The following is a 17101-nucleotide window of genomic DNA, read 5'->3' as shown; positions in this document are numbered from 1 at the left end:
CCTGCACCTATGAAATGCAAGACCGTCACAGCTGAGAATCCAAAAACTCTTTTCGCATCGCGGCTAAGGCGCGTTGTGTTTCAACGATCGCAGACCGATGTTTTTTGATCGCTGTTCGAATTGCTGCAAATTTGGGTTCGTAAATCTGAAACAACTCTTCCTGACGCGCGGACATCGGCCCCATCGATTTACGCGTGAACGTATCCCCTGCGCCTTTTGATATTGCGAACAACTGCCAGCTTCTAGATTTGCCCGGTGCGGAAGCCTGTCGCCACCGAACCTTTGACCAGGTGATCGTCGGTGTCCCCGAGGAACTGCGGAATACACGGCAGGTGTGCGTTTTTAGCTCCCCTGTTGAATCCAACCGACTCCAGTGTTCCTCCTTGAGGCTGTACGCCAACTCGTAGAGCGCATCTAAAGCCTCCTTGGAGGTTCTCACCACCTCGGTAGCAGAATGTAAGTAACCCGAGTTTTTTTCTATTCTATCTATCCGCATTTCTGTCATGTTTTGCTAATGTGGAAAATCTGAGGTGTAAACAGCCTCTCCGCCCCACAAAACCTCGCTCTAACCATTGATAACTGGCGTTGCTAATCATCCGCAAATGAAGGCGAATTTACGTATAGGCGAAATTCACCATTAAAATGCATCTGCTTTTACGAATGATCAGCAATCCCCAGGTCGAAGCCTAATAACACCATACCTCGCCAAAAAACTTCGCTCTAACAACCCCCTACTGGGGGGTTGATGGTCGAGTTGCATTATTTTCAGGCATGCGAAGATCCAATCGACTCAGGACGCACTCCAGCCTTTCGCTAGAACGACAGAGTGGTAGAGCTGCTGTATCTGCTGTTAGTCGTTCTACAGAAAGACTACCAGCGTCGATTAGCCAGAGACCCTGCGTTAGAACCGGAATGCCGCTGTTAGTCGTTCTCCTGAACGACTGGCGGTCACCACTGCATTATTTGAAAAAGAATAGGAAGGGAAAATAAATGGCAAAGGCCGCGATGACAGAAAAGGGAAAATTGATTGTTGGTCTCGATATTGGGTACAGCAATTTAAAAGTCGCTTATGGCTATAACGGTGCTGACGCCAGTCCAACAGTTGTCGTGAAACCGGCGCAGGCGGCTCCTATTACGCAAATGCCGACCGGTTATGAAGATGGCTCTGCACGTCGCGACGGTGAGTATCGCGTGCTTGTGGACGACCAGCCTTGGATCGCTTGCATAGATCCAGGAAGATCAAATGGCATGCAACGACAGCTACACGAGGACTTCACGTCAAGTGACGTCTACAAAGCACTGTTTCACGCGTCGTTGATCGAGGCGTGCCAAGACGGAGACGTCATTGATGTGTTGGTGACCGGCCTGCCCGTCTCCCATAACCGAAACCGGGAAATGCGCGAGGCACTGGTAACCCGTCTCACCGGTGAACATCGAGTGGCTGCGGCCCGGAAAATTACGGTGAAACAGGTCATCGTCTTGGCTCAACCGGTGGGCACATTCGTCGACGTTTTTTCATACCATGAAGCAGGAGAGGCCTTCGGAGAGTCCAGTGTGCTGGTTCTCGATCCAGGTTTTTTCAGCACGGATTGGGTGTTGTTTGTTAATGGAGAGCTCGTGGAGAGTTCATCTAACAGTTCGCTAAAAGCAATGAGTGTGATGCTTGACGCTGTGAATGAAGAAATCGTCAAAGACTTGGGCGGAAGCCCTGGTACAGAAAAACTCGAAATTGCGCTTCAACAGAACAGGACTTCGATCCGCCTATTTGGCAAGGTTGTTGAACTGGGGATCTATTTGGAGCGGGCAGCGGCGAGAGTTGCCCCGGCAGCGTTGGAGGAGGTCCGGCGAGACATGCGTTTCCTAGCCGGGAAGGAACTTGACTTCCTAGTCTGTGGCGGGGGCGGCGGAAAATTTTACATGGCCGCGGCGCAGGAGGTTTACCCCAGAACTCAGCCAATTATCTCGGAAAAGCCAGTAACGTCCAACGCGACTGGTTTCTTCTGGTACGGCGTAGATAAGGCTGCCTAATCCATGCCCTCCATCAAAACACAAGTATTAGTCGATGAGTCCCATCCAGAGTTGCTGGCTGAAATCGCCCATCTACACCCACGGAGCAGAGCGGAACGATTAAGAGCCCTCGCGACTGCCGCGATTTTTTTGATGAGAGGGCAAAATCCGAGCGTAGGCACTGCAGATGCGATACCGCCACAGCTGGCTAGCGGTGACGATCAACACACGAAACTACCAGTGGTGAGTGATCCCCCTCCTCCCTCGCAGCATGAGTTGGGGGGGACTGATGTGTCACCCCATGATGGGCAGAGAAAACGACGAGTCCTACCCAGCACTATCAATGCCGCAATGACTTAAACCAAGGCCCCTTTTTTTAGGGGCCTTGCGTTTTCGTTAACAGGTTTAAAAAGCTTTGAGAGTAAGCGGATTGGAAAAGGTTATGAATGGGATCACTGCGCTTTGTGTACCGGATTGTTATTTCGACCGATCAGAGGTACATGCATGCTTCAGCTCGCTCCAAACGGGATGGAGCGGCGTTTTGATTGGAAGAATCAAACGAGTCGTCAAAGCGCCCATAGAGACGCGTGTGGCTATTGTTAGGCTGACTGATGGTGTTGGGAATGAAATGACTGCGTCAGTTCATACGCGCCCTCAGGAACGGACAATTGAGGGGCAATCGGTCGCTTACGCAGGTAGGGTTGATCACGAACACGGCGAGCTCGTGTTTTCGTGTGCGCCTTTAGGTAGACGCTACGTAGGAACAGTCGAGCCTCGATACCCATATTCAGCGCACGTGGATAGGTATTTTTCTCAACTGTCGGAACAGCAGTGGAATACTGAAAAAGACCTGGCAATACACCATATTCATTTCTGGTTGGGTGATGTTTTACCCGAGCTTCTCAAAATACCCGCAGGCCGGGTTGACGAGCTAGTGGGAACGACGTTACGGGAGCTTCATTATCCAAACAGCATCGCGGCTGGGAGGGACGCGAAGCAGGTTATAAACACCATTTTGAAGGAGATCAGACGTAAAAAAACCCAGCTAAACCAACTGATATCGATAGACGCAGGCAAGCTAAGCTGGGATATGCAAAATCAATGAGAAAAATTGAACCGTTTAAAGTGGAGTAACTTCAAAGTGATTGAATAAGCGTCCAATGATACGGACTCCTGGATCTGTAGGATAAAATTCAGAATCTACAGTAAGTGCAAATCCAGGATATGCAGAGTTTACTGGCATCGCCATGTATCCACGAATGTTCGGTGAAACAACCCGAATTATCGCCGATCCCTGAACCGCGAGTAGAAAATAGCCTTGAGTTAATGGTTGTTTGCGAATGTCGACTAAGCAGTGATCGCCAGGTTTTAATTTCGGTGCGTTTGTATCTGACGTAATTGTGAGCAATCTACACAAGTCAGGGTTTCTCCCCCCTAGAGCAAAATAGCTTCTGTCTTGGGTAAGCACGAATTTTGTCGCGGTCTCATGTCCGACAGGCTTCTTAGTTATGAACCCCAACTGATAGGCGAGTTCATCCTCACTCATCGAGATCAGCTGGGCTTCATTCTCGTTCGCGGTCGCTGACTCATCGCCAGTTACTAACCAAGTGAAATTCGCGCCGGTAGCTTGGCAAAAAGACATTAGATTGCTGAGGGTAGGCTCGACCTCACCCTTAAGGTATGACCGAAGGGTGGAGTCGGAAAAAGTTACCCGGTCACAGATCCAAGAATTCCCCTTCTCGCCCATAGCGCGTTTCATTCGAGCTGCAAAGGCTTCCTTATCGAAAGTCGTGGGTAGCAAATCACTCATTTGTGAGGGGTCTCATCGTTCAAGTATTTGAATCCATTCAAGCCTTAGGATCCTGCGCATTTAGTCTACATGAATACCAGTCCTAAACGGTTACCTGCAATCGTAGCTAAGGAGGTGGCCACGCGCCATCATTTTGACTGGTTGTAGCCCACTACTACGGCGGCGTCAAAAAAACCTCAGGATCCTAAGCATATATCGCGGCAAACCACAGTTTAACCAAAATAAACCACGGCAAGCTGCGATAATTCCGCAGCTTTGCAACGACAACCTATTGCAACCCCCGACAACCCAAATTAGAATTCCGTCACAAAACAGGATCCAATTTCCGTATTCCGCTGCGCAGATGCGTTGGAATACCAGAGAAAAGCCACGGAATTATGAGAAAACCTCTTAGGATCATCCTGCTTGTTGCTGCATCGGGTGGGTTCCTCGCAAGCGCGAACGCCTTCGACCTCCGCGGGACGATGTGGGAGGAGTTTGGTAACGCGAAGGCGCTTGATCCGCTACTCCTTTACGCACTCGCCCTGGCGGAAAGCCGCTACGGAGCAGGCGGATCTCTGGTTCGGCCACACCCTTATGCGATTAATTGTAAGGGCAGCAAACCGGCATACCCGGAGACGAGAGAAAAGGCAGAGGTTTACCTTCGAACAGAACTGAAGCGAACGAATCTCTGTGACGTCGGCGTCATGCAGGTAAATATTCGTTGGAATGGGCATCGCGTTAAGCGTTTCGAAGATCTTTTCGATATTAGGACGAACGCGAAAATCGGCACTCAGATTTTGCGTGAAGCAATCGATGCTAGGCCCGGCGACATCGAGTTGGCGATTGGGGGATACAACACTCAGAACCCCGACAAGGAAGAGACAAGCCGTGCTTACGCGAGAAACGTCTTGGGGATATGGCGGCGTCTGCAAACACTGTCAGCGCAGGTGAAGTGATGTTCGAATCTCATTTGCTGTTGGATGCCCTTTATTCGCTCAGTCAATCGCAGCCTGATTCGTTCAGAGGATTGACGGCGTTTTCGCTTGCTGAGCGTGAATGGCTTAAACAGGTGAGCTACTCGGAGTACATGAGCTTGGCAGTCTCCCCTGTCAGCCCGTTAACCATAAAGTTTGACGACTCCGCCACGGGACAGCTTCAGGGATCAGAGAATCTGTACAAGGTCATGTGCGCTCTTCTAGAGATCAGATCGCAGCTGAAACAAGATTTGCTTAAAGCACAGTTGCGTCATGGCCTGACAAGGCACATGGCAGGGTGGCTCCAAAACGCCAATTTTCAATCGATACATGATGCACTTCGAGGTGGCCGGATCCAGTTTCAGCTACGCGCGGGAACTGATGTGGCACACAGAAATAGCGCCTTACAGACGTTACGGATTCTAGGCGGAAACGCTAAGCGAGGGAAAAAGCAATGAGCCAGGCAGCAACATCGGAAACCATCACCTTTGCAAGGAAGATGATCGGCGCAGGCTTTCGCAGTGTAGTTGTTCGCAACTCCACCGGCGTGTCTCGAAAAATTATTGAGAACATGCGAAAAAATTCCGATGCCCCTGAGTCCTCCTGTGGCCCATTGAGCAGCGCTGAAACGCTCATCAAGAGCAACGCGTCCGCTGTTGAGGCAACTATTTTTTTACTGAGCTATCGGCAGTTGGCGTTGAAGCCTGATGAAGACATCGACGTTGAAGCCGTTATAGCTGCATTTGATGTCTACCAGGACGCGCATGGTGCTGCCCGCGGTGGAAAGGTTGATGAAACCGTTCTTCTAGATATCAATGATGCTTGGGTGATTGCACGAGATTATCGCTCTGCCGAATTGAGTGAACACTATTGCGGTCACTGTGGAATTTCGTTTTTCCGTCCTGTGAGGCTGTCACAAAAATCCTGCCCATTGTGTCAGTTGCTAGAGGTTGAAGATCAACCTTCGGCTTTTGACACAGAGACAGATTTTGCTCGTGTTAAAGGTGAAGCTCTTAAAATGCGGAATTGGGGGCAATCGGATGAAGAAATCGCTATCTCACTTGGTATTTCCAGCGAGGTTATTGAGAAGCTTCTCAGCCTTTAATCTAAGAATCCGCCCTCCCCTCCCCCCTATGCAGCAGCGTTGATGCACGTACAGACGGACGAACAGATCTATTGTGTGAAGTCCGCCGTGCGAGCGGCTGAGAGTTCGAAGCCATTAGTTATCGAAGCTGGTGCGGGTTGTGGAAAAACAACCACGCTAGAGGCTATTTCTCGTGCGCTTTTCGACGCTGGTCACACTAGGCAGTTGTACCTGGCCTACAATTCCGCACTTGCTGCCGCAGGACGAAAGGCATTTCCTTCCTCGGTAGAAGTGAGAACAGTTCATAGCGCAGCCTATCGTGCCTTATCAAGGCCGCTGGCACTCCGTAAAACAGGGACGGTCTATGCAAAGCATGTGATAGACGCCCTAGGCCTCGATCGGCGTTCAACCACTCAGGATAAGTACAGCTATGCAAGGGCCGTCCTGGCCTCACTTGAGCGTTTCTGCGCTTCGGCTGAAAATGATATCCAAGCTGAACACATCGCCCGTCACTTGCTGCCGAAGTCAGCAGGCGACGCTATGGCTATAGAAGACACACGGGCGCTTTTTCGTATGGTCTCTCCATTGAGCAAAAGCGAAATACCCGTTAGTCACGACGCTTACCTTAAAACTTGGCATCTCCTGGGTTCTCCAGGGCTTAATGAGTTTCACACCGTATTAGTCGATGAAGCTCAGGACAGCTCGGCAGTCATGCTGGGCAGCTTAGAACGTGCAAATAATTTGATAGCTGTCGGAGACTCAGCCCAGCAGATCTATGGCTTCAGAGGTGCTGTCGACGCGCTTAAAAGGATGGATGGAACCCGTTGTTATTTATCGCAAAGCTTTCGTTTCGGACCTGAGGTAGCACTGCTCGCCAATACGCTCCTACAAAAAAAGAAAGTGAAACCAAATTTGGTTTTAAAAGGGATGGCGTCAAAGGGAACAACCTTCTCACCAGCCCCGAAAGGAGAAGCGGTAACCAAGATCTATCGTACGAATGTTGAGCTTGTCAAAGATGCGCTGATGCTTTTTGACCATCAGCGAGGCCCCTTCGTATTTGTCATCGGAGATCTTGAGGATCTAACAGCGAAAGTGCGAACCGCTTTTGAGCTAAAAACGGGCACTGTAAACAGAGCTAGACACCCTGCTTTCTACCAGTTTAAGTCATTTGTTGATGCAGAGACCTGGGCCGAGCAGTACGCCGATGCTGAAATCGCTCAAATTATTGCGATGACTAAAGAGTTTGCTAATCGGTCTGGTGATGTCATAGCGATGCTTGAGTGCTTGGTCGCTCGGAGCAAATCCAATAAGCAGCCACCTCTCGATGCGCGGTTCATCCTGACTACTGCGCATCGCAGCAAGGGATTAGAGTTTCAAAACACCATTATCGCATCTGATTTCGACAAGCTTTTTTCACCATTCAATCAGAAGCGTCTCGGTCAAAAAATTGATGATGAAATCAATCTCTTGTATGTCGCGCTTACCCGAGGCATACAAACTGTAGATATTCGATCAGGTTTTCTTCGAGGTCTGCTTTAACGATTTTCTGAAGCCTGCCCTGCTGGAATCGCTATCCCTCCTCCCTCCTCCCTCCTCCAGCTAAATCTATCACCCCTGATCCCCGTCGTTTACCAGCGTGGCTGGAGATTGACTGGTAGCCCTGAAAACTATTTCTGCCGATATGTGACCTTGAATGCTGTCGTTCTGGCGAACGACATCGGCGGCGCTATAACAAAAATGAGCAGCTATAGTAGGTCTACAGAACGACAGGTGATGGAAGCGTAATCGTAGTCGTTGTTGGGAGCGACTCAAAAACGACAGCCGCTTAGGTGTATCCGGGGCGGCAGACTATCTCCCTCAGCGCTTTGTTCCTAGTAGGAACACTACGTACGCCCCGACAACCAATCGGCCGTTCCTAGTAGGAACAGCAACCGTGCGGTTTCTTGATAGCCATACTATTTAAGGTCAGCTTTTTCTATGGATCAACTCCATCGATAGGTAGAATGGCCTCAGACTAAACGGCCAACCCCGGCATACTTTGACTTTTAACCAGTCAGGTTACGCGCAGGGTCTCACAGCGGTACGAAGCGCACAGCGCGGGTTGGTTTTGTAGCCGTTCCTACTAGGAACCAGCTGGTGCTTGCGTTTTCAAATCGTGCGATAGCATCAGGTCAACATTGGAAATGGGAGTTGAACTGTGAAAGGCACACCAAAAGAGAAATCAACGGTTGTCTTTGTGATCGCGAATCACAAGGGTGGCGCCGCTAAAACGACGACAGCAATTAACCTGGCAGACAACATTGCACAGGAGGGCCACTCGGTATGCCTTCTGGACCTCGATCCACAAGCCAATGGCAGCCGTCACATCGGGCTTAGTCATCCTTCAGAAATAAAATACACAGCAGCAGACCTGCTCTCGATTCCTGAGTTGCCTTTGGCAGTGTTTATCCATGATGAAACACGCGTCGAGGGTGTATCGCTGATTTATGGCTCGATCGCTCTGGAAAATTCAGACGACTTACTCAGAGCTGAACCCCGACCTAACGAGGTTTTGAAGGAGCGTATCGCTCCGTTAATGGGGAAGGCTGACTTTATTATCATCGACTGCCCACCAAGCCTGAAGCTTCTGACCACAAATGCTCTTGCGGCAGGGACACATTTAATCGTACCGGTTGAGTCAGGGGATGCCTATGGTCTGCATGGACATGAAGACTTGCTAAGTCGCGTCAAGAAGATGAAGCAAATCAATCCGACTTTGTTGAATCTAGGGGTTCTGCTAAATCGGCATGATCAGCGCCAGGTCGTCTGCAAGAACATGGAAGAAAATGCCGCAAACCTGTATGGCGCTGTAATTCCAATTAAAATCGGTACCACAACCAAGGTAAAGCAAGCGTCGAGTTTGCAATGCACATTACGCCAACTCGATAGCGGTAACACCGTCAGCCAACAGTTTCGCAACTTAGCCCAATGGTTAATCGCAGAAACTAAAGAATTTAGGGAGGAGGTGTAATGGTCACCAAGGCCGCAGCTAAAAAGCCAGAAGCGAAAAATCCATCACCACCCAAGCCACCTGCGCGGAAGGGCGGTTTAGCAGCTCAATTACAAAATTCGCTAAGTCATCAGCTAGATCATCATCGGACGATGCAACCCCTGGAAGAGGATTTGCATGCGCCTCGGATATCAAAATCAATACGGTTAGATCTGATTGATCCAAACCCTTATCAACCTCGAATGACGTTTGATAAGGACGCGATTGAGGAGCTTGCTCAGTCCATTGATGAGCTAGGCTTGGAAAACCCGATTACAGTCAGGGTCAAAGGGGAGAGATTTGAGCTCGTAACCGGAGAATGTCGGGTGAGGGCGCATAAGGTCCTTGAGAGAGTCATGATCGACGCATTTGTCGTTCATATCGATGACGAAACAAGTGCTGCACGAGCGTTGCAGGAGAACATTCAGCGCAGGGACCTGTCTGACTTTGAGATGTATAACTCAATTCTCCGGATGCGGACCGATTTTAATACGAGCAGCACAATTAAGCAGAAAATCAAAATCAGCAAAGCACAGCTTTCTCGAATTGATGCGTTCGAAGTGTTTACACCAGGTGCGCTGGAGATATTGAGAAAGAACCCCAAAATTATGGGCAGCAACACCGCGGGAGCACTTCGCTCTGCTTTGAATCAGGTCAGCGACCTAGATAAGACAAAAATAGATGAAGCATTTTGTAAGGCGCTTAGAGATTTAACGAACAACAAGATTAAGCAGAACGGATTCGTAAATGCGGTGCTACTGCAATTGGGTATCACTAAGCCATCGAAGCCAAAAACCGTTGCACTAGATATCCAGAGGAACGGAGTTGCTATTGCCTACGCAAAAGACACGAAAAAAGAGCGTGTCATCCATCTAGATAAACGAGAATTTACCGATAAACAAATGGCGAGCATATGGGAGCTAATACAGTCCTTCAACAAGGAAGAAGGGTAGAGGGTAGGCCGCGGTGCAATGGTTGGCCAGATTCAGAAAATACTGATCTGGCCACTACTCCCAGATTCCAGCTAACGCAAATTTAGACGTTAAACATATTCTATTGATTAGAGCTTTATATGAATTCCCAAGCGCGGTTGTTAAGAGCGGCTTTCCAGTACCTCCGTGAAAAAGCTGAAGAGAATCGCCCAGGACGGGAACAGAAGGCTTCAATGCTACTCGGCAATTTGTTAACCCTCGTCTTGCTTAGAAACAGAAATCGCGATTTGGAAGATAACTTCCCTTGGGTTCTATCTGAGGTCGGGGCTAACGATGTGAAGAGTCATTTTGTCATAGAAGGGGAGGGCGTAAAGTACCTTTGGCGAGATCCGGTAACCACAAGAATATATTTAAGCTGGCAAGGAATGGAGCTTCTTACTTCGGAAAATCACACAGTCTCGCCTGAGAACGTGACTTTTTTGGGGCATAAGGGTGTTGCTATGGAGGGGTTAGCAATAGACGACTTAACTGTTTTGAGTGATTCAGATGCACTGCTTGTTGCCGAGCAGATCAGGTCGTATTTACAAAGATTTGAAATCGGACCGAGTTGATTTGGTCTTTTATATTTTTTGGTGGTGATGCAGTAAACGACCAGTCGTCAATCGCAAGATCTCTAAGGCGTCATGAAGTGTGCATTTCGATGACAGAGCGAGCTGCTCAAGCCCCAGTCGTCCTATGTTAAATGCATCAGATGGTCCGATCGGGACAGCAGTTCTATTGCTCCCTTCTGTCACCCGGCAAAATATTCTTCCTTCCGCAAGTTGATTCTCGAGTGCTAATGATTTGTTCCCCTGGCCATGGTTGGTCGCGGCGAACGAGGGAGCCCATCCAAAAATGCAGGCGAGAAAGGGCGCAAGTTCCCTTGCGGTAAGCTGGAAAACAATTTTCTCACCCCACTCATAGTTATTAGGTTGGCCGCGAGCTGCTTCTATCAGAAGGGTAGGGCTGCCACCTTCCGTTACTGTTGGCTCCAATTTGAGCGCTGCGCTTCCTCCATAGACAGTAAAACCAATTTTTGGCGATTTCGTAGGCGATGTCATGGCAACCCCTTGCAATTAATTCAGTAATACCAGCCCTATATATTAGCAATATTAACCGCACAGCTCTCCTTCTGCCTCTCCTGCAGGGGTACCCTGATTGCCGCGCCTTGCGCGCTGGAAGGGGAGAAGGAAGGAATATGGAATGAGAACGGAAGGTTCGTGCGAGGAAGAAGGGCACGAGCTATAGTTGGCTAAAGCATAGGGCTGGTATTACATCGTCAGAAATTGACTGCGGGATTTATAAACGCGAGCCTTTGTTTCATGGATCGCTAGGGCGCGGAAGGGCAGGGGATTATGATTTTCGAGTTGCAAGACGCATGGGAAGACATGCTGATCAAGCAGCATGAGTTTAACGAGGTGTGGAAACCTAAAGTCGTAGCTGCACAGGTCTGGTGTTTACCTTTGAAGGACACGGCACAAACCGCTGCAGTGATCACTCCTGAAAAGGTGGAAGGTGCCGAGGCGGTAGCGATGGCAGAAAGGGCCATCTTACAATTCGAGACCGTTGGCACTCAGCATCCTGGGACGGTAATGCGGCTACCTGGATGGATAGGCGTCGATAGCTCGGTGCTTGCAGCCGCACAAATTGCGAATCAAGCAAGGCAAGCCTTCTTACATGTGCTGGCGAGCGAAACGCAGAAGGTCGACCTCAAGACAATGTCAAAAGGAAAGTACGCCCGAGCACTGCTTAAAAGGCCGGTCGTTCTTAAGCAGATCGAGCGTCGAATCCAGGTCTTTGACGGGATACCACGGAGAATACTTTTCACTTGGGCAGGCAATACCGCTGCACCTGAAAAAGTCGCGGTAGGGGTCATCATTGAGAAGCTGCAGATTCAGTTAGAAGAAGCAATTCAGGCTGAAGACATTCCAAGAGAACAACAGCGTCAAGTAGAGCTGAAATCAATAAGCAATCTACCGCAGGACGCTGTGTTGCATCGCTACAGGCCCATTGCACCGCACCCCAGGGTGATGCTCTATTTCGGGAAGGAGGCGCGTTACGATGCAATGCCTCATGCAAACCTTCCAGTATTTGTGCTTATGGACGAAAAAGCCCCCTGGCCAAGAGTGGATGGTTTGGGTCCATTTGATCCAGAAAAAGCGCGCCGACAGCGAGCCGATAAGGTAGCTAGGATTTCGGTAATACCTCGGTTGGACCTCTACCTTCAGGTACCTTCCGAAACACGTGAAGCGGCTGCGAATTTTGGATTAGATACGGATTCTGATTTGATAATCGCGTCAACGTACAACGCAGAACGGTAGGCAGTGTAGCGCGGTTGCGTTTATTTGCAGGGGATTACAATGGAAGTACAAACCGAGGAGAACCCCATGAATTATTTCGCTGTGATTGTTGAGGAAGCAGGGCTGGTCGAATTGCACATCGAGGCAGCACTATCCGTGCACGTAACGATCGGCGCAAATACACGGGCGTATCCGGGTTTGAGCGACCATCAAAACCTGCTGTTGCGCTCTATGGCTGCTATCAAAGTTCGGGCCCAAGATCGTGGAGCAGACCAACAGCTGGCCGCAGATTTCATCAACATGGCCGACGAGCTGAAAGAAAGTGTTTCGACCAAAGCTGAATATCTAGGTCTGACCCGAGCAGAAATTTTACCGTGGGAGAACCCTTCTCATTACGTTGTAAATGAGGTTCAAAACACGTTGCGTAAGATTGATCGTGCAACAGGGTCCTCGACATTTATGGGCTTGGTGAAAATCGGGCTTGCGCTTGCGCTGGTATGGGCGGTGAATGAAGAAGGGAAGGGGGTCGGTGTTTTCGTTACAGCTTTGGTGGCAATGCTGTTCACGATGATCACAGTCATGTCTCGGGTTAAAGGAAAAGAGCTTTCAATCGCTTCTTTCCTCATTACCGCCGCGATCGCATACGGCGCCGTCTATTTTGCAACTCACGCAAATACTGCAAACGCCCTTGGTATTTGCGCTGTCGGAGCAGGGCTCGCGACGTTGTATACCCTCATTGGAAGCGCGCAAAAGACTGATCCCGGCTTAGGCATACAGATTCCGTCCAACCGCCATGCAGCCGCTGCGCGGGGACCTCAGGAAATATTTACGATTACCAACCCAGCCACTGGTTTGCCAATGATGGGCGACGTAGATATCGAGGGGAACGCGTACGGCACAGGTATGGATCGATAAAACAGGGGAGCCTACAGAATTCGGAAAAAATCGTACGCTAAGGCGTCGGACTCTAGTGGCGGGCTAGATTCAGAGTTCACCCACCTCTATCCGCGTGGCTCTCGAAGGCCCACGGGCTGTGGCCGATACTGAATCGGTCAATGTGTCCGCAACCAGCATGTAGCACTGAAAGGAATCCCGGCGATATGGCCGATATCGAAAACCCCTCTGAACAGCTTGAAGCGCACATTACCGAGTTGAAAGCGCAGTATCAGCGGTTGCAGGACGATTATGACGATGAAGTTCTTTTGTGCACGGGCCTGCTGCACGCCCTGGCCAATGCAGACTATGGCCTCTGTGAGGCGCTGGTGAAGCACGCCGACTGCTCGGCTGAGCGCAAAGCCGATGCACTGCAATACATCGCCGATGCGCGTGCTGGGTATGGCTGAGCGGCTTCGTCATAGGGGTCATGCCGAGATAAGGGAAAATTAGGACATTCGTTCCGTAACATTATGATATAGCTAAAGTTTAAATTTTATAATGTGATGCCTGACCTCGCCTAAGTTTAGCCGTCTATGCTGAAGCATTTGCTTTTCCTTGAGGGACGAACCCTATGGCCTCTCTGGAGCGGACAGCCTATCCGAAGGTGCCGGCGCACCTGTCGACGAAAGAACTTCATCAGTGCTATTCGCTCTCAGAATCTGAGCTCGAATGGCTCTCTAGAACGGCTAAAAGCCCTGCTCTTACCATTGGCTTAGCCGTTCTGCTGAAAACATTCCAACAACTTCATTACTTCCCCAGTCTTGAAGAGATTCCAACTGAAATTGTCAATCATGTCAGGTCTTGCCTCCGTTACGGGGTTCGCATAGCGCCTCGCTATGCGAACCCCCGAACCTTGTATCGCCATCAAACAGCTATCCGTCAATATCTACAGATCACCCCGTTTTATGGGAGCGATGCTCTGAAAATTGCCGAGAAAACTGCCCACGAAGCGGCGGAGGTCCTTGATCAGCGCGTTGATGTCATCAATGTCCTGATTGGTGAGCTGCTTGAGCGAGGCTACGAACTCCCGGCCTACTCGACGCTCAATGACGCGGCTGAAGACGCCCAAGTTGCTTTCCAGGAAAAGACTTTCAATCGAGTCGTCGATAGAGCTCCAATTGATGTGATCTACCGTCTCAGAGAGCTTCTTGACACCGATTTCGGTCGTCGCCAAAGCGACTTCAATGGCCTGAAGCAGATCCCCAAGAAACCCTCTCGCAAACACTTGGAGATACTGATCGACCACTTAGGCTGGTTGGAGGGGTTCGGTGATCTCAACGCCATCTTTGAGGGGATCGTTGATACCAAGATTTGGTTTTTTGCGAATCAAGCGGAGAAAGCGGATATTTCAGAGCTTAAGGATTGTTCGCTTCCAAAGCGCTACACATTGATGCTGGCTCTGATCTACCTCATGCGTGTACGAGCACGGGATCACCTTGCTGAGATGTTCATCAAGCGAATCGCGACGATTCACAAACGAGCCAAGGATGAGTTGGAGCAAATCCAGCTACGTCAGCGCAAAAAGCTAGAGTTGCTCGTGGCCACCTTGGATGGCGTGATTCAAATTCTCAGCCAAGAACCAAGTGATCAGGAAGCCGGTAGCTTGATTCGCGAGTATCTGTCTCCCGAAGGGAGTCTTGATCACCTTCGCGAGGCCTGCGCCGAAGTCCAGGCCACAGGCGGCAGTAACTATCTCCCGCTACTCTGGAAGCACTTCAAATCCCATCGATCACTGCTGTTCCGCTTGAGCCATCTGCTGCAACTGAAGCCAACAACCCAGGATCGCTCGCTTATCGAGGCTCTGCAGTTGGTCCAGAACAATGAGAACCTGCATAGGGAATGGATCGGCGAGCATGTGGACCTGTCGTTCGGCTCGGATCGCTGGATCAAAGTTGTCCGTCGCGCCGCCAGCGAAGGGCCGCCGACCAACCGGCGCTTCCTGGAAGTCTGCGTTTTTTCCCATCTGGCCAATGAGCTTCGCTCTGGCGATATCTGTGTGCTTGGTTCGGAGTCGTTTGCTGACTACCGCAAACAGTTATTGCCTTGGGATGAGTGTCTGGCTCGTCTACCGGAATACTGCGAAAAGGTCGGCCTGCCGAGTACGGCCACAGAGTTTGTCGCCAGCTTGAAGGAGCAACTTGAGAATACTGCTCAGCAGTTGGATGACCAATTTCCCAGTTGCCGCAGTGACGTGTCAATTAATGAGGCCGGTGATCCTGTGTTGCGCCGAGTGGTCGCCCGTGACATCCCGCCTTCAGCAATCTCGCTACAAACGGCTATCACACAGCGTATGCCTGCCAGGCATGTGCTTGACATTATGGCCAACATCGAACACTGGATTCAGTTCACCCGTCATTTCGGGCCGATGTCCGGCAGCGATCCCAAACTGAAAGATCCGGCCGAGCGCTACCTGATGACGATCTTCGCCATGGGCTGCAATTTAGGGCCGAACCAGGCCGCTCGCCATCTGGCGGGTAACGTGACCCCACACATGCTGTCTTACACCAATCGTCGGCACCTGCCACTCGACAAGCTGGATAAGGCTAACCGGGAGTTGGTCGAGCTTTATCTCCAGCTCGATCTGCCCAAGCTCTGGGGCGACGGCAAGGCGGTCGCGGCCGACGGGACACAATTTGACTTCTACGATGAAAACTTACTCGCCGGCTACCATTCCCTCCGGGTATCTGGGAGGCTATCTATGTCATCGAGGGCCTGCTGAAAGCGGATCATAGCGTTGAAGTCGATACGGTTTATTCAGACACTCAAGGCCAGTCCGCAACAGTGTTTGCATTCACCCATTTGTTTCTCAGCCTCAAGCGTCCACCAGAACCCTGGATCAAGGATTCCATTTTCCAGCACGCTGCGGGTTCAATGCGTGCGCAACAGATGCCCAATAGCAAAGTTGAGGCGAACTGATGCACATTCCACCCGCTTCGTTTCGAGTGACACCCTACGGGGAAGTCGATGCCAAGGCACTTGATTCCCTACGCGCGAGCTACGAGACTTCTCAATTGATTAACGTGGTGGACCGGCTGGATGCCTGCCTCGCTGAAATCGGAGGGATCGGTAGCATTAGAGATGATCTCTTACGCCTGCACGCCATGGCACTGACGGTGCTGGATGGTGCTCCTCTAACTATCCCCACAGCCGATGTGGACAGTATTTGGGAGGAAGCCGAGCGGCTACAGGATGAACTCGTAGCTTTAAGTTCCTGCTGGAACGCTACTTACGAGCAACTGAGCGCTTTAGTGGAGCTAACTCCTGACTATCAGAGCTAAGTCTGCGTGATGAACTGGCCGCATCTGCTCTCGAAAGGCCCAAAGGAGGGAGGTGCAGCTTTGGCTGTGTTCTGTCCGGACAAGCGCTTCAATCTGGTGGTGCGCCTGCCTGACTCGGCGCGTGATCCGATACGCCAAAAGGCAAGGTGCCGTTGTCGCAAGTCGCCAGCATCGAGGAGTCCGATGGTCCCAATCAAATCGGCCGCGAGAACAGCCGCCGGCGCATCGTGATGGCCGCCAACAGCGACGGCTCGGACATGGCCGCCATCATTGCGCAGATTTGCGCGGTACTGGCCGATCAGAAAATGCCCGAAGGCTACTTTGTCAGCTTGGAAGGGCAGTTTCGGGCCCAAGAAGCCGCCAGTCAGTTGATCGCCGGGTTGTCGCTGATCTCTCTTTCGCTAATTTTTATGGTGCTCTACAGCCGCTATAAATCGGCGATATTGGCCGCCATGATTATGGGCAATATTCCGATGGTGCTGATCGGTAGCGTGATCGCCATGTGGCTGGCGGGAATATCGTTGTCGGTGGCGTCGTTGGTCGGCTTTATCACCCTGCATAAAGCGTTGATAGCACTCCAGGCCACAGAAGTGCACGACGTACTCGGAACCTTCCGGCGTAAGCGCGGCGTCAAGGGGAATGTCCTTGCACCATTCGCAGCAGCTGATGGTAGGGGTGTTGTTTGCGTTCATGATGGGGTTCCTCCATCGTCCAAGAACTAGTAACGCTTC

At 50.7% G+C, this 17101-nt stretch carries 16 protein-coding genes and 3 pseudogenes; 15 read left to right on the top strand and 4 right to left on the bottom strand.

Annotation, left to right across the window (positions count from 1 at the left end):
- Positions 1-25: 25 nt before the first annotated feature.
- Positions 26-505 (bottom strand): conjugative transfer protein MobI(A/C), encoded by a 480-nt coding sequence (gene mobI / locus AC3IX4_RS30555; RefSeq protein WP_489261500.1) that lies wholly within the window; start codon positions 503-505, stop codon positions 26-28.
- A gap of 485 nt (positions 506-990) precedes the next feature.
- Here mobI and AC3IX4_RS30550 point away from each other — a divergent pair, with 485 nt between their 5' ends.
- Positions 991-2028: a ParM/StbA family protein gene (locus AC3IX4_RS30550; RefSeq protein ID WP_489261499.1), complete on the top strand. Its 1038-nt coding sequence runs from the start codon at positions 991-993 to the stop codon at positions 2026-2028.
- Between the two features lie 421 nt (positions 2029-2449).
- Positions 2450-3112: a hypothetical protein gene (locus AC3IX4_RS30545; protein ID WP_489261498.1), complete on the top strand. Its 663-nt coding sequence runs from the start codon at positions 2450-2452 to the stop codon at positions 3110-3112.
- A gap of 15 nt (positions 3113-3127) precedes the next feature.
- Here the strand turns inward: AC3IX4_RS30545 and AC3IX4_RS30540 are convergent, their stop codons facing one another.
- Entirely contained in the window at positions 3128-3817 is a 690-nt protein-coding gene (locus AC3IX4_RS30540) for a hypothetical protein (protein ID WP_411961159.1), read from the bottom strand.
- Between the two features lie 377 nt (positions 3818-4194).
- Here AC3IX4_RS30540 and AC3IX4_RS30535 point away from each other — a divergent pair, with 377 nt between their 5' ends.
- The 7 genes from AC3IX4_RS30535 (at position 4195) to AC3IX4_RS30505 (ending at position 10428) form a co-directional block, all read left to right on the top strand.
- Positions 4195-4755, top strand: coding sequence for a transglycosylase SLT domain-containing protein (locus AC3IX4_RS30535; RefSeq protein ID WP_489261497.1), 561 nt, complete (start codon positions 4195-4197; stop codon positions 4753-4755).
- A complete protein-coding gene (locus tag AC3IX4_RS30530; RefSeq protein ID WP_489261496.1) occupies positions 4755-5231 on the top strand; it encodes a hypothetical protein in 477 nt (158 codons plus the stop codon). The genes AC3IX4_RS30535 and AC3IX4_RS30530 overlap by 1 nt, the downstream gene beginning before the upstream one ends.
- Positions 5228-5878, top strand: a complete 651-nt coding sequence (locus tag AC3IX4_RS30525; RefSeq protein WP_411961156.1) for a FlhC family transcriptional regulator — start codon at positions 5228-5230, stop codon at positions 5876-5878. The genes AC3IX4_RS30530 and AC3IX4_RS30525 overlap by 4 nt, the downstream gene beginning before the upstream one ends.
- Before the next feature lie 42 nt (positions 5879-5920).
- Positions 5921-7396, top strand: coding sequence for a UvrD-helicase domain-containing protein (locus AC3IX4_RS30520; protein WP_489261495.1), 1476 nt, complete (start codon positions 5921-5923; stop codon positions 7394-7396).
- A gap of 658 nt (positions 7397-8054) precedes the next feature.
- A complete protein-coding gene (locus tag AC3IX4_RS30515) occupies positions 8055-8867 on the top strand; it encodes a ParA family protein (protein WP_411961154.1) in 813 nt (270 codons plus the stop codon).
- Positions 8867-9838 (top strand): ParB/RepB/Spo0J family partition protein, encoded by a 972-nt coding sequence (locus AC3IX4_RS30510; RefSeq protein ID WP_489261494.1) that lies wholly within the window; start codon positions 8867-8869, stop codon positions 9836-9838. The genes AC3IX4_RS30515 and AC3IX4_RS30510 overlap by 1 nt, the downstream gene beginning before the upstream one ends.
- A gap of 119 nt (positions 9839-9957) precedes the next feature.
- On the top strand, positions 9958-10428 hold the full coding sequence (locus AC3IX4_RS30505) for a hypothetical protein (RefSeq protein ID WP_489261493.1): 471 nt from the start codon (positions 9958-9960) through the stop codon (positions 10426-10428).
- Between the two features lie 9 nt (positions 10429-10437).
- On the opposite strand, the gene AC3IX4_RS30500 is transcribed toward AC3IX4_RS30505, so the two are convergent.
- The gene (locus AC3IX4_RS30500) at positions 10438-10917 is read right to left on the bottom strand and encodes a hypothetical protein (RefSeq protein ID WP_489261492.1); all 480 of its coding nucleotides are present in this window, start codon (positions 10915-10917) and stop codon (positions 10438-10440) included.
- Positions 10918-11211: 294 nt separating this feature from the next.
- Between AC3IX4_RS30500 and AC3IX4_RS30495 the strand changes: the two genes are divergently transcribed.
- From AC3IX4_RS30495 to AC3IX4_RS30470, 6 genes and pseudogenes are all read left to right on the top strand, one after another.
- Positions 11212-12177, top strand: coding sequence for a DNA replication terminus site-binding protein (locus tag AC3IX4_RS30495; protein WP_489261491.1), 966 nt, complete (start codon positions 11212-11214; stop codon positions 12175-12177).
- A gap of 66 nt (positions 12178-12243) precedes the next feature.
- A complete protein-coding gene (locus AC3IX4_RS30490; protein ID WP_489261490.1) occupies positions 12244-13071 on the top strand; it encodes a hypothetical protein in 828 nt (275 codons plus the stop codon).
- Positions 13072-13256: 185 nt separating this feature from the next.
- On the top strand, positions 13257-13499 hold the full coding sequence (locus AC3IX4_RS30485) for a hypothetical protein (RefSeq protein ID WP_046064449.1): 243 nt from the start codon (positions 13257-13259) through the stop codon (positions 13497-13499).
- Positions 13500-13663: 164 nt separating this feature from the next.
- Positions 13664-15894, top strand: a pseudogene (locus tag AC3IX4_RS30480) (Tn3 family transposase); the annotation flags it as partial.
- Between the two features lie 113 nt (positions 15895-16007).
- Complete coding sequence (gene tnpC / locus AC3IX4_RS30475) at positions 16008-16370, top strand: Tn3 family transposase post-transcriptional regulator TnpC (protein ID WP_489261489.1); 363 nt, start codon at positions 16008-16010, stop codon at positions 16368-16370.
- An 81-nt stretch (positions 16371-16451) separates the two neighbouring features.
- Positions 16452-16927: pseudogene (locus AC3IX4_RS30470) on the top strand (efflux RND transporter permease subunit); the annotation flags it as partial.
- A gap of 3 nt (positions 16928-16930) precedes the next feature.
- Here the strand turns inward: AC3IX4_RS30470 and AC3IX4_RS30465 are convergent.
- A pseudogene (locus AC3IX4_RS30465) lies at positions 16931-17077 on the bottom strand (DUF3330 domain-containing protein); the annotation flags it as partial.
- Positions 17078-17101: the final 24 nt, after the last annotated feature.

This window comes from Pseudomonas sp. KH_021, from assembly GCF_057838865.1.
Note: the sequence above shows the minus strand (reverse complement) of the source record. Positions and strands in the feature narration are given on the sequence as shown.

What these genes read in the sequence shown, in the direction of transcription:
- AC3IX4_RS30485 (WP_046064449.1), top strand. Translation starts at nt 13,257, where the DNA reads ATGGCCGATATCGAAAACCCCTCTGAACAGCTTGAAGCGCACATTACC.
- AC3IX4_RS30505 (WP_489261493.1), top strand. Translation starts at nt 9,958, where the DNA reads ATGAATTCCCAAGCGCGGTTGTTAAGAGCGGCTTTCCAGTACCTCCGT.
- AC3IX4_RS30540 (WP_411961159.1), bottom strand. Translation starts at nt 3,817, where the DNA reads ATGAGTGATTTGCTACCCACGACTTTCGATAAGGAAGCCTTTGCAGCT.
- AC3IX4_RS30495 (WP_489261491.1), top strand. Translation starts at nt 11,212, where the DNA reads ATGATTTTCGAGTTGCAAGACGCATGGGAAGACATGCTGATCAAGCAG.
- AC3IX4_RS30510 (WP_489261494.1), top strand. Translation starts at nt 8,867, where the DNA reads ATGGTCACCAAGGCCGCAGCTAAAAAGCCAGAAGCGAAAAATCCATCA.
- AC3IX4_RS30500 (WP_489261492.1), bottom strand. Translation starts at nt 10,917, where the DNA reads ATGACATCGCCTACGAAATCGCCAAAAATTGGTTTTACTGTCTATGGA.
- AC3IX4_RS30545 (WP_489261498.1), top strand. Translation starts at nt 2,450, where the DNA reads ATGAATGGGATCACTGCGCTTTGTGTACCGGATTGTTATTTCGACCGA.
- AC3IX4_RS30490 (WP_489261490.1), top strand. Translation starts at nt 12,244, where the DNA reads ATGAATTATTTCGCTGTGATTGTTGAGGAAGCAGGGCTGGTCGAATTG.
- AC3IX4_RS30550 (WP_489261499.1), top strand. Translation starts at nt 991, where the DNA reads ATGGCAAAGGCCGCGATGACAGAAAAGGGAAAATTGATTGTTGGTCTC.
- AC3IX4_RS30535 (WP_489261497.1), top strand. Translation starts at nt 4,195, where the DNA reads ATGAGAAAACCTCTTAGGATCATCCTGCTTGTTGCTGCATCGGGTGGG.
- tnpC (WP_489261489.1), top strand. Translation starts at nt 16,008, where the DNA reads ATGCACATTCCACCCGCTTCGTTTCGAGTGACACCCTACGGGGAAGTC.
- AC3IX4_RS30530 (WP_489261496.1), top strand. Translation starts at nt 4,755, where the DNA reads ATGTTCGAATCTCATTTGCTGTTGGATGCCCTTTATTCGCTCAGTCAA.
- AC3IX4_RS30525 (WP_411961156.1), top strand. Translation starts at nt 5,228, where the DNA reads ATGAGCCAGGCAGCAACATCGGAAACCATCACCTTTGCAAGGAAGATG.
- mobI (WP_489261500.1), bottom strand. Translation starts at nt 505, where the DNA reads ATGACAGAAATGCGGATAGATAGAATAGAAAAAAACTCGGGTTACTTA.
- AC3IX4_RS30520 (WP_489261495.1), top strand. Translation starts at nt 5,921, where the DNA reads ATGCACGTACAGACGGACGAACAGATCTATTGTGTGAAGTCCGCCGTG.